Consider the following 12,064-nt stretch of genomic DNA (forward strand, 5'->3'; position numbering starts at 1 on the left):
CCTTATCGGCTTCAATGCAAGAGGCCTAATTACTTATATATCAAAATATAGTAAAAAATAGAAAACAAATAGTGGTTAATGTATACAATATTCAGAAATAATTTACCAAACGCTTTAAATCATGCCTTTTTAATTGTATTTTTTAAAAAAGTGTTGTAAAATTATATGCGGGTGATTAATATTGAGAGAAGTCGATTATAGTCGCATTTTATTGTATTTTTTACAGTTAAAGGAGATTGACTAAAGAGCTTTTTCACATTATTATTGACAAGGGAAATTTGTTTAAGATATATAGTCTTGAATAATATTATCCGTATCTATCATTTTGTATTTTTAGATTTGTCAGTATTACATGATAATTCTGAAAAAATATAGGGTTAAAATAATATTTTGAAAGGAGAATTAGCTGTGGATTGGTATTTATTACTGGCAGCTATTCTGCTGCCTGCACTTAGTGCGGCGCTGTGCTTTATAATTAAAAATCAGAAAGTGCGTATTGCAATAGTGAGTATTTCAACCTTAATACTATTTGCAGTTGCTTACGGGTTTATTGTGCTTTTATTAAGAGCTCCGGAAGGAAAGCTTGTATATCAATTTAATGAAAGTACGCTTGAGGTGGTTAGCTGGATAATTAAAGGATTGGATCTGGTATTATTTAGTTATATCGCATACGTTGGTATAAAGCATAAAAAGGCAATTGTAGTTGTTCTATGTATTTTGCAGGTAATACCCTGGGCTTTATTTGAGGTCTTTGGTGTTTTCGGTAAGGTTTTTGAGCCGGAAGATGCATTTGTAATTGATCATTTATCGTTGATTATGATAATGCTTGTATCAATAATCGGACCGATCATCACATTTTTTGCTCTGGGTTATATGAAGGAGCATGAGCATCATTTAAAATTAACAGTGTCCAGACAGCCAAGATTTTTCATGATACTGTTTGTGTTTTTAGGCGCTATGAATGCGCTGGTGATGACAGACAATTTGTCATGGATGTATTTTTTCTGGGAAATAACAACTTTATGTTCATTCCTGTTGATTTCACATGACGGAACAGAAATAGCAATTAAAAACGGATTAAGAGCTTTGTGGATAAACTCGGTTGGAGGAGTTGCATTTATTTTTGCAATTATATTGGTGAATTCAAGCTTGGGCACGCTTTCTATACAGGCCATATCAGAATCAGGGATGGAAGGCGCATTTACCGGATTATTGCCTATAGCTCTTGGACTGCTTTGCATAGCCGGATTTACAAAATCGGCGCAGTTTCCGTTCCAAAGCTGGCTATTGGGAGCCATGGTCGCACCGACACCGGTTTCTGCATTGCTGCATTCAAGTACAATGGTTAAGGCAGGTGTATATCTTGTAGTAAGAATATCACCGGCGTTCTCCGGAACTATTTTGGGACAGCTGGTTGCTATCAGCGGAGGCTTTACTTTTGCAATTGCTTCGGCAATAGCTATCAGCCAGAGTAATGGAAAGAAGGTTCTGGCATATTCTACAATTGCCAATCTGGGACTGGTAATTTGCTGCGCGGGCATTGGAACAAGAACCTCGATAGCAGCGGCAATATTACTGATGATTTTCCATGCTGTTTCAAAGGGCTTACTCTTTCTTTGTGTCGGAACTATTGAACAGGGAATCGGAAGCCGTGATATTGAGGATATGCAAGGGTTGTTCAAGATAATGCCGTTTACTACCGTAATAACAGTAATAGGTATGATTTCAATGATGCTTCCGCCTTTCGGAGTGCTTATTACAAAATGGATGGCTATAGAAACAGCCGTTGATCAGCCCTTGGTATTATTGCTTATAATACTTGGCAGTGCATTGACAGTTGTGTTCTGGGGCAAGTGGATTGGAATTATTTTAACAATGTCATATAAGCCTAAGTTCCATATAGAAAAGCTGACCTTTTCAATGGAAGCTGCTTTAACTACACTGATAGTATTTGTTATGGCTGCAAGTATAGGTATCGTTCCTTTGTATAATACTTTGGTTAAGCCTCAGGTGGTTTCATTTGTAATGCAGGATAAAGGCTCACTTGTTGGAGAAGGTATGGGAATATGGCTTCGCAATATGGATAAAACAGTTTATGGCGGTTTTGCCTCAATTGTGTTCTTTATTATTGTGCTGCTGCTGATGGTGGCTATTCCGTTTTTTGCCCACAGACTCAAGCCGGCAAGACTGAAACCTCCATATTTATGCGGCGACAATGCAAGTGATGATATGAGAGGCCTTGAGTTTATCAGCCCAGGGGATAAGATAGAGAATGTTGTGGTAAGGAATTATTATATGCAAAATGTTTTTGGAGAGGATAAGCTTACAACCGGAGCAAATATTATTGCCGGAGCAATAGTTTTAATTATTTTAGGGGTGGTGATTGGATTATGAGCATAAACAATTTTTTAATAGCTGTTATTGCCGTAATAGTTTCCCCGCTTCTAGGCGGCTTATTGACCGGCATTGACAGAAAAATAACTGCCAGAATGCAAAATAGGCAAGGCCCTCCGATACTTCAGCCCTTTTATGATTTCTTTAAGCTGATTGGTAAGCAGGATATCGCAGTTAATCAGACTCAGATGGTTTATGTGCTGGGACATTTGCTTTTTGCAATTGGTGCATTAGTTATGCTTGTTTTACAACAGGACTTATTAATGATTATGTTCATTCTTGCTTTCTCAGGTATTTCGCTTATTATGGGAGCAAGCAGTATCCGTTCTCCATACAGTAAAATCGGTGCACAGAGAGAAATTATGTCCATGATGGCATATGAGCCGGTGTTGTTACTTATGGTGGTAGGTGTTTACAAGGCTACGGGAAGTTTTATGATTTCGGGGATATTTGAGCATGAGAAGCCTTTATTATATAGTCTCCCATTGGTGTTTTTATCATTTTTGTTTATTTTGACAATCAAGCTGAGAAAGTCTCCTTTTGACTTCGCTACGTCACACCATGGGCATCAGGAGCTTATAAAAGGTTTAACCATTGAGTTTTCAGGGACTCAGCTTGCTTTAATCGAATTGACAGACTGGATTGATTTGGTTCTGTTTATGGGATTAATTTCTTTGTTTTTCGCACAGCCTATATGGGTAGGTATCTTAATAGCATTAGTCTGTTACTTCATAGAGATACTGATTGATAACATAAGTGCCAGAATGACCTGGCAGTGGATGGTTAAAACCACATGGGTCGCGGGAATAGGAGTTGCCTTGGTAAATATAGTTTGGATGTATCTAATTCCTTAAAATTGGGATGAATAATTTATATGAAATATTAAACCAAATTTTTGTGCCCTAATGGGGCGTGGAGGTTAGTATGGGGATAATAAGCAAGTCAAGGAAAAAATCACCCTGGATTATGCATTATGACTGTACAAGCTGCAATGGATGTGATATTGAGACTTTAGCATGTCTGACTCCAATGTATGATGCTGAGAGATTAGGTATTGTCAATGTTGGTAATCCTAAGCACGCAGATATTTTGCTTGTTACTGGGTCTGCGAATAAAAGAAATTCACAGGTTTTAAAAAATATATATAATCAAATGCCTGATCCAAAGTGTGTTGTGGCAATTGGGGCTTGCGCCTGCACAGGCGGGATTTTCAGAGAGTGCTATAATGTATTGGGTGGAATAGAAAATGTAATACCTGTTGACGTATATGTTCCGGGCTGCTGTGCAAAGCCAGAGGCTATTATTGATGGAATAGTGCAGGCTATAGGCAAGCTGGATGAAAAGGCAGAGTTAATGAAGAATGAAAGCAAGTAGGAAAGCCGTTTTATATGGATTATGGAGGTACGTAAAATGATTGAAAATTTAGTTGAGATTACTAGTGACCAATTGCTTGCAGAGACTTCAAAGAGCAAGTATGAGAGTTATAGATTTGTTACTTCTACCTGTATAGATAATGGTGATGATACGATAGATGTTTATTATCATTTTGACAAGGATTATGAAATGAGGAATGTTAAAATCACTGTTAAAAAGGGTGAAGAGATTCCAAGTATTTCAAGGATATTTTTCAGTGCCATACTGGTGGAGAATGAAATGAAAGAGCTTTTTGGACTGAATATAACCGATATCGCTGTTGACTATGGCGGACACATGCTGCTGTCAGATGAGGAATTAAGCTCTCCGATGCTGAGACAGCAGATAACTATTGAACAAAGAGGGGGTAAACAAGTATGAGCTCAACTGTAATACCTTTTGGACCGCAGCATCCTGTGCTTCCTGAACCCCTCCATATTAAGCTTGTTATGGAAGATGAAAGAATAGTTGAAGCAATACCTGCCATAGGATATGTTCATAGAGGGCTTGAAAAGCTCACTGAGACAAAAGAATTTACTCAGAATACATTTGTTGTTGAGAGAGTGTGCGGTATATGCAGCGTTATGCACGCTATGGCATATTGTCAGGGTATGGAGGAATTGATGAACATAGCTATTCCTGACAGGGCAAAGTTTCTTCGTGTAATTTGGGCAGAGCTTCACAGAATGCACAGTCATTTATTGTGGCTGGGACTTTTGGCCGATGCTTTCGGATTTGAGAGCCTTTTCATGCAGGCATGGAGAAACAGAGAAAAGGTTATGGACATAATGGAAGAAACCTGTGGCAGCAGAGTTGTTATATCGGCTAATATCATAGGCGGAACAAGGCGTGACCTCTCAAAGGAGCAAATGGTAAAAATTAATCAGATTGTTGATGAGATAAAAGAAGATTTGGAACAGCTTGAATCAGTATTTTTAAATAATTATACTGTTAAGCACAGATTAGTCGGAAGAGGAGTCCTTACTAAGGAGGATGCTGTTGAATATTGTACAGTGGGGCCGATGGCAAGGGCCAGCGGAATAAGTATGGATTTAAGAACCACTGGGTATTCTGCCTATGGACAGCTGGACTTTGAGCCGATTATTCATAGCGACGGTGACAACTATGCAAGGACGTATGTCAGGCTTCATGAGATTTATCAATCGGTGGATCTTGTCAAGCAGGCAATAGCCAAGATACCAGAGGGAGAACATGTTATTCCTGTGAAGGGAGTTCCTCCGAAGGGTGATGTTATTTCCAGAGTTGAGCAGCCAAGGGGAGAAGTATTGTACTTCATGAGAGGAAACGGGACTAAGACTTTGGATAGGCTCAGGCTTAGGACACCGACATTTGCCAATATACCTTCATTATTAAAAATGTTGCCCGGCAGTGAGCTTTCTGATGTAGGAATGCTTATATTAACGATTGACCCATGTATATCCTGTACTGAGAGGTAAAAGAAAGTAGATAGGAGGTCATAAGTATGTTTAAGATGGTGGAAAACGTACTAAAGAATTTGGTATCAAAGCCTGCAACAAGGAACTATCCTTTTGATAAAAGAGAACCGTTTAAGGACTCAAGGGGGCATATTTCCGGTTGTGATATAGATGTGTGCATATTTTGCGGTATGTGCCAGAGAAAATGTCCCGCGAATGCTATTGTTGTAAGCAAGCCTGAAAAGTCATGGGAGATAGACCAATTCAAGTGCGTTATTTGTAATGCATGTGTGGAGGTTTGTCCGAAGAAATGTATTTTCTCCAGTGCAGAGCATAAATCAGCACAATCCTTCAAGGATAAGCTGAAACTTGTGCAGGCTTCGAAGCCTGTGGAAGGCGCTGAGCAAAATGCATGAGTATGCAGTGACTCAGTCTATGGTAAAGATGGTCGTGGATGAAGCTAACAAAGCCAATGCAGCAAAAATATCAGAAATACGGCTTGTTATCGGTGATTTATCGACTATAATAGATGATTCGGTACAAATGTATTTCGATATCATCAGTGAGGGAACTATTGCTCAAGGTGCCAAGCTGATATTTAAAAGGGTGAAGGCTGAATTTAGGTGCAAGAGCTGCGGAGAAGTCTTTATTAAACCTCCTGTCGGATTTGATTGCCCTAAATGCGGTGGATTGGGTACGCCCACAGGAGTTGGAAAAGAATTTTATATTGAAAGCATAGAAATCGAATAGAATAACAAAATGACAGAGCGATTTTCAGAATAAGTATTATTTTGTAATTCTCTGAACACACTCCGGTCCGCTTTGCAAGATTTAAGATGGAAGGGAGTGTGTTTTAGCTTTAGGTAAAAGCCGCATAAGGCAGGGAGCTGAATATAAGATTAAGCAGGAGGTAGAATAATGGAAATTAAAGTTATGAAAAACATAATGCATGCAAATCAAAAGCTTGCCCAAGAGAACAGAGCCTATTTTCGTTCAAAAGGTATTAAAGCAGTAAATATAATGGCTTCACCTGGCTCGGGCAAAACAAGCACTATTCTGAAATTGATTGATGCTTTTGGCGATAAGGCTCATGTGGCAGTTGTGGAAGGCGATATTGCTTCAAGCATTGATGCGGAAAAAATAGATAAGCTTGGTAATCCTGTAATTCAGATTAATACAGGAGGAGGCTGTCATCTGGATGCCAATATGATAAAAAGCGCTGTCGAAAGTCTTGCTCTGAAAGACGGAGCTATACTGTTTATTGAGAATGTGGGGAATCTTGTATGCCCTTCCTCCTTTGACCTGGGTGAGGGAATAAAAATGGTTATTGCCAGTGTTCCTGAGGGGCATGATAAACCTTACAAGTATACCTCAATGTTTGAGGCAGCAGACATTGTGGTTCTTAACAAAATGGACTTAATGCCTTATATAGATTTTGACAGAGACAGCTTTTACAAGGGTGTTAAAGCATTAAATGAGAAGGCTGAAATTATTGAAGTATCATGTAAAACAGGAGAAGGCATAGAAAGGCTTGCGCAGTGGATGCTCACCACGCAAGTATCTCATAACCGCTTTTTGTAACGGCTATTGTGTATTCCCATTGGGCAGACAGAGAACCGTCTCTTGTAGTTACAGTCCAATTGTCTTTTGCTACTTTTACAGAGTACCCTCCTTCATTAATCATGGGCTCAATAGTAAATACCATACCGGGAAGCATAAGGACCCCCTTATTACGTTTGGCAAAGTGGTCTATATGGGGGTCTTCATGGAATTTGAGCCCAACTCCGTGCCCTCCCAAATCCCTTACTACCGTATAGCCTCTCTGGTTTGCAAACGGTTCAATTGCACGCCCGATTTCGTTTATGGATTTAAAGGGCTTCACTTGCTTAGTTCCGATATCAAGACATTCCTTTGTTGTTTCAACTAAAGCTTTCGCGGCTGGTGTAACATCGCCTATCATGCACATTCTGCTGGCATCGGAAAAGTATCCGTTAAGTATGGTGGAAACATCAACATTGACAATGTCTCCGGACTTTAATACTGTTTTGTTATCAGGTATGCCGTGGCACACTACCTCGTTTATCGAGAGGCATACACTTTTTGGGAAGCCCATGTAATTAAGCGGAGCAGGAATAGCATTGCGGGAAATCGTATAATCATATACAATTTTATCAACCTCTGCCGTTGTCATACCTTCTTTTATTTCCTTTTCAACTAAATCCAATATTTGAGTGGTTATTTTTGCGCTCTCACGTATTCCTTCAATTTGTTCGGGAGTCTTAAGCAAGGATGGATGCGGAATGATATATCCATTGGATTTAAATTCTTGTAACATTTGTTCCGTTTCATTTTGTGACACAATAAACACTTCCTTGTTAAAATTTTTACTAAAGTCAATATGGTTCAAGCCTTCTCTGTCCAGTTGATAGCAATTGACTTTTCCCAGGCTTAGTAATTGCAATATCAGCTATAGCTGATATATGTATATGCAGTACCGGCTTGCCAACATGCGCTGCATATCTCCGGTAATATGTATAATTAATTTATTTCTACAAGAGCAACTGTTATATCATCCTTGATATCATTAGGATTACTGCTGTTTGAAAAAGAAACTGCGCTGTCGATTAATTTTGCAAGTTTCTGTGCCGGAGGAAGCTCTGAGTCCATAATATGATTAACTAATCGCTCTTCACCAAATTGGTGATTATAGGCATCTCTGATTTCTATTATACCGTCAGTATAAAGGAATATACTGTCATTAGGCTCAAGCTTGACAGTATGCTCGCAATAATCCGGATTCTCCACCCAATTACTGATTGGAATACCGGAGGCTCTGAGTATCTGGAAGTCAGATTTTCTAAAGATTACAGGACATACATTCAATCCGGCATTAGAGTAAGTAATGGTATTCTTTTCCGTATTTATAACTATATAAAAAATTGCTATGTATAGCTCACTAAAAAATTTGTTGCTGTTATAGCTGGCATACAGCCGCTCTAAAGCTTTAGAAGGTGATAATTGTGACCTGTCAAGAGCAGTGTTTAAAAACATAGTTAACATAGATGCAGCCACGCCATGTCCGGAAACATCAGCTATGTACAGCCCAAGGTGCTTGTCATCTATTCTGAAGATATCCAAAAAGTCTCCTCCCAGTGTTTCACAGGGCCTGTAAATGTAATTAAAGTGAACATTATCAAAATCAATCGTATTTTGTGGAAGAAGGCTGAGCTGCAATCTCTTTGCCATTGATAAATCTTCTTTTAATTTTTCATTTTGACTTTTTATCTTTTGGCTCATTTTTTTTAGTTCGGTTATATCATGCAGAACTTCTATAACAGCATCTTCTGATATACTATCAACGCCCTTAAAGGGTGAGCTGGTCACAGAAAAGGTATGTCCGTTTATCACTTCCTCTTTGCGTCTGGACCGATTCGGAAGATTACTCCTGGAAATACAATTGTAGCAAGGAGCTGTTCTGCCTAAAACCTCATAACATTTTTGACCGACAATATCCATGCCAATCGAATCACGCATTGACTTGTTTACGAAAATTATATTATCATGCTTGTCTATCACACGAACCCAATCAGGCATTCCGTCAATCACTTCTTCTATAAAGGTACAAGCAGACGGACCAATCTTTTTTCTAAGCTTGTATGGCAAAATTATCAACCCTTCCAGTATGAATATATTTTAAATTGCAACATACATAATAATGAGAACTAAAATAACTGGACTAACTATATTGTAACATAGTTATTTTTATTTAAAAGTGACTTGCAATGAAAATTATAATATATACAAAAATTGTAAATACTATAAAAGTGAAACTTAAGCAATATAGCAAAAATAAAGTATTGGCGGTGAAATGGAATGAGTTTTGAAGAAAAGGCTTCTAACTTAACGTATATTGATGCAATGAGCGTAAATGCCTTTGCATTGTTCTCTGAAGCTCTGTATAAGACTATTACTTTCTGCAGAACAGAAAAATACAGTGACATAGTTTTTGTGTGCATAGGCTCAGACCGCTCAACAGGTGACAGTCTGGGACCTATTATAGGACATAAGCTTAGAGAAATGAAATATTGCAATGTACATGTATTTGGGAATTTGGAAAATCCGGTTCATGCAAAAAATTTGTGCGAAACGACAAATTATATTCTGGAAAGGTTTGAAATGCCATTTATTATTGCAATAGATGCATCCTTGGGGAAAATGGAGCATGTAGGTCATATTACAGTTGGTAAAGGTGCTCTGAAGCCCGGTTCGGCAGTTAATAAAGACTTACAGCCAATAGGCAATATGCATATAACGGGAATAGTTAATTTTAGCGGGTTTATGGACTTTTTAACTCTCCAGAATACGAGATTGGGCACTGTTATGAAAATAGCGGATATCATTTCTAGCGGTATAAGATATACCATCTGGAGAATACAGCGAGATGATATTAAAAGAAGTATTTCTTCGGTAGAATCAATTTAGTTTCAAACTTTAATTTTAAATTCAGACTTTTTAAAATATCAGCCTTATAATATAGTATAATACTAATTGTTCTGAAGCATTATACAAGCTCTCGGAAAGCAGCTGCATTAAGTGCTGGGATATTTGCAATGTTAATTAATTTTGCCTGAGATTTGGCGTGGAGGTTAGCTGTAAAAAGTGTGGAGGGTGTGAGAGAAGAATTGCGTACCTCCACGGATGCTTTTAATATTAATTTGCCAAAAATTTGGCGTGGAGGTTATTATGTATACTAAACGTAAAGGAACTATGATTGTAGGTTTAGTGCTTATTTTATTGGGCATTCTTTATTTCCTGGACAGTACAGGTATTTTTGAAATTTATTTTGATATCTTTGATATTGGATTCATTTTTTCTCATTTTTGGCCTATGATTCTTATTATTATGGGATTGACCTTTCAGTATTCATATTTTTCGGCTAAAACCAATGATGCCGGAGTACTTGTTCCGGGAGGAATACTTTTGGTTAGTGGTCTTACCTGTCAGCTTTCATCCTTATTCGGTTTGTGGGGATATTTATGGCCCGGGTTTATTTTTGCGGTGGCTGTAGGATTGTTTGAGCTGTACATTTTTGGGGCGAGGGAGAAGGGTCTGTTAATACCTGTTTTTATTTTGAGCGGGTTATCTCTGATATTCTTTTTTATGCAGTTAGGCAGGGCATCATTTTTACAAACATATTTTATTCCGTTAATATTGATATTAGGAGGCCTGCTTATAGTTGTCAGGAACCGGAGGATTTAGCCTGAAAAAAATAATACCTTTTTGCGCCTCTGATGCATAGAATATATTATTATAGTATTCATAAATCAATTGCGGTTGATGCCTTCCGTATTATTCATAAAATGCTTCAGCAACAGGCTATTGCCTTAACCGGATTATAATGGTATTCATCGCCAGTAATTGACTTGGCAGAGGTGTATGTATATGAATAAAAGTGAGGATATAAAAACAAGGCTGGAAGATATTAAAAGCTATATGTATGACGAAATTCACCGGTTGATGCAGGATAATCAGGAACTTAACGCCACAATAAGAAAAACGGAATTAGATGACAGACTTCAGAAATTTAAGCCATCAAAACATAAAGCGGCATATAAAAAAAATGATAAGAATTTGAGAAGAAGATGTTATCTGAGATAAAAAGTGGGAATATATATATTAAATAAGTGTCGATAGTATTTCGGCACTATAATAAACTAACTTACAAGGAGAAAATAAAAATGGATAAATACGTTTGCACTGTTTGCGGTTATATTTATGATCCTGCAGAGGGAGATCCTGATAGTGGAATAGCGCCGGGTACTGCATTCGAGGATATTCCTGATAATTGGGTATGTCCGGTATGCGGAGTTGACAAATCTTCATTTGAAAAAGAATAGTTTTGATACACGACTGAAAACGGTTTTTCTGATTATAGGAAAGCCGTTTTTTGTGGTACTGGAGGGAAATTTTTATTGCTTATATCACTGGAAATTATATTATTTGCTGGTTCAGCAAGCTGAAGGGGTGAAATTTTGATGATTAAAAAAAAGCCTGTTATTGGAATTACAGCAGCCCATGATTTTGAAAAGGATACCAGCTCGTTAAAGGGTGATTATTATGAGGCCATAACACAATGCGGCGCAGTGCCGGTACTGATTCCTGCTACGGAAGAGAAAGCCGTGTGGGCTGAATATTTACACATAAGCGATGGAATTATATTTTCGGGAGGCCCGGATGTTGATGCTGTTTATTTCGGTAAAGGCAACATGCCATATGCAAATGAAATATCTCCGGTTCGTGACAGTATGGAAATTTTTATTGCTAAGCAGGCTTTAGCAGCAGATAAGCCGGTTCTAGGCATTTGCAGGGGAATACAGATAATAAATATTGCAGCAGGCGGCAGAATTTTTCAGGATATCTACGCAGAAAATGCAGCTGATAAGCAGCTTTTGAAGCACAGTCAACAGGCGCCGAGATGGTTCCAAATACATAATATTAATATTTTAGGAGGGACTATCCTGCACAATGTATTTGGAGAAGATGCCTTGAGAGTTAATTCCTTTCATCATCAGGCTGTCAGCAAAATAGCACCCGGATTCACTATTAATGCATATGCAGATGATGGGATTATTGAAGCGATAAGCCATGAAGGTAAAAAGTTCGCTTTAGGAGTTCAGTGGCATCCGGAAAATTTGTGGAGAAAAGATTGCATACATTTAAAGTTATTTGAAAGGCTCGTTTCTGTGTGCTAAAATACATTTAAATACATGCTTAAAATAAAATTAAATTTATATAATTTTTTAATGTTTTATGCAGCTTAA

The 12,064-nt window shown here is 38.0% G+C and carries 15 protein-coding genes; 13 read left to right on the forward strand and 2 right to left on the reverse strand.

Annotated elements, in window-relative coordinates; all coding sequences use genetic code 11:
* Window positions 1–408: 408 nt before the first annotated feature.
* The 8 genes from LY28_RS11565 (at window position 409) to hypB (ending at window position 6,824) form a co-directional block, all read left to right on the forward strand.
* Window positions 409–2,394: an NADH-quinone oxidoreductase subunit 5 family protein gene (locus LY28_RS11565; protein ID WP_110462352.1), complete on the forward strand. Its 1,986-nt coding sequence runs from the start codon at window positions 409–411 to the stop codon at window positions 2,392–2,394.
* Window positions 2,391–3,248 (forward strand): respiratory chain complex I subunit 1 family protein, encoded by an 858-nt coding sequence (locus LY28_RS11570; RefSeq protein ID WP_110462353.1) that lies wholly within the window; start codon window positions 2,391–2,393, stop codon window positions 3,246–3,248. The genes LY28_RS11565 and LY28_RS11570 overlap by 4 nt, the downstream gene beginning before the upstream one ends.
* A 70-nt stretch (window positions 3,249–3,318) precedes the next feature.
* Window positions 3,319–3,768, forward strand: coding sequence for an NADH-quinone oxidoreductase subunit B family protein (locus LY28_RS11575; protein WP_110462354.1), 450 nt, complete (start codon window positions 3,319–3,321; stop codon window positions 3,766–3,768).
* Between the two features lie 36 nt (window positions 3,769–3,804).
* A complete protein-coding gene (locus LY28_RS11580) occupies window positions 3,805–4,188 on the forward strand; it encodes an NADH-quinone oxidoreductase subunit C (RefSeq protein ID WP_110462355.1) in 384 nt (127 codons plus the stop codon).
* Window positions 4,185–5,264, forward strand: a complete 1,080-nt coding sequence (locus tag LY28_RS11585) for a hydrogenase large subunit (RefSeq protein WP_110462356.1) — start codon at window positions 4,185–4,187, stop codon at window positions 5,262–5,264. Before LY28_RS11580 ends, LY28_RS11585 begins: the two co-directional genes overlap by 4 nt.
* Before the next feature lie 26 nt (window positions 5,265–5,290).
* Window positions 5,291–5,659: a 4Fe-4S binding protein gene (locus tag LY28_RS11590; RefSeq protein WP_110462357.1), complete on the forward strand. Its 369-nt coding sequence runs from the start codon at window positions 5,291–5,293 to the stop codon at window positions 5,657–5,659.
* On the forward strand, window positions 5,652–5,993 hold the full coding sequence (hypA, locus tag LY28_RS11595) for a hydrogenase maturation nickel metallochaperone HypA (RefSeq protein WP_110462358.1): 342 nt from the start codon (window positions 5,652–5,654) through the stop codon (window positions 5,991–5,993). The genes LY28_RS11590 and hypA overlap by 8 nt, the downstream gene beginning before the upstream one ends.
* 168 nt (window positions 5,994–6,161) lie before the next feature.
* Window positions 6,162–6,824 carry a hydrogenase nickel incorporation protein HypB gene (hypB, locus tag LY28_RS11600; protein ID WP_110462359.1) on the forward strand — a complete coding sequence of 221 codons (663 nt, stop codon included), beginning with the start codon at window positions 6,162–6,164 and terminating at the stop codon, window positions 6,822–6,824.
* Here the strand turns inward: hypB and map are convergent.
* Entirely contained in the window at window positions 6,790–7,578 is a 789-nt protein-coding gene (map, locus tag LY28_RS11605; protein WP_207658086.1) for a type I methionyl aminopeptidase, read from the reverse strand. The two genes, hypB and map, sit on opposite strands and share 35 nt — an antisense overlap.
* Before the next feature lie 203 nt (window positions 7,579–7,781).
* A complete protein-coding gene (locus LY28_RS11610; protein ID WP_242981248.1) occupies window positions 7,782–8,906 on the reverse strand; it encodes a SpoIIE family protein phosphatase in 1,125 nt (374 codons plus the stop codon).
* Window positions 8,907–9,116: 210 nt separating this feature from the next.
* On the opposite strand from LY28_RS11610, the gene yyaC reads away from it, so the two are divergent.
* From yyaC to LY28_RS11635, 5 genes are all read left to right on the forward strand, one after another.
* The gene (gene yyaC / locus LY28_RS11615) at window positions 9,117–9,725 is read left to right on the forward strand and encodes a spore protease YyaC (RefSeq protein WP_110462361.1); all 609 of its coding nucleotides are present in this window, start codon (window positions 9,117–9,119) and stop codon (window positions 9,723–9,725) included.
* Window positions 9,726–9,986: 261 nt separating this feature from the next.
* Entirely contained in the window at window positions 9,987–10,502 is a 516-nt protein-coding gene (locus tag LY28_RS11620) for a LiaF transmembrane domain-containing protein (RefSeq protein WP_110462362.1), read from the forward strand.
* 183 nt (window positions 10,503–10,685) lie between these two features.
* Window positions 10,686–10,901, forward strand: a complete 216-nt coding sequence (locus tag LY28_RS11625; protein WP_110462363.1) for a hypothetical protein — start codon at window positions 10,686–10,688, stop codon at window positions 10,899–10,901.
* A gap of 80 nt (window positions 10,902–10,981) precedes the next feature.
* A complete protein-coding gene (gene rd / locus LY28_RS11630; RefSeq protein ID WP_110462364.1) occupies window positions 10,982–11,140 on the forward strand; it encodes a rubredoxin in 159 nt (52 codons plus the stop codon).
* A 138-nt stretch (window positions 11,141–11,278) separates the two neighbouring features.
* On the forward strand, window positions 11,279–11,995 hold the full coding sequence (locus LY28_RS11635) for a gamma-glutamyl-gamma-aminobutyrate hydrolase family protein (protein WP_110462365.1): 717 nt from the start codon (window positions 11,279–11,281) through the stop codon (window positions 11,993–11,995).
* Window positions 11,996–12,064: the final 69 nt, after the last annotated feature.

The sequence above is a fragment of the Ruminiclostridium sufflavum DSM 19573 genome, assembly GCF_003208175.1.
Taxonomy (GTDB): domain Bacteria; phylum Bacillota; class Clostridia; order Acetivibrionales; family DSM-1351; genus Ruminiclostridium; species Ruminiclostridium sufflavum.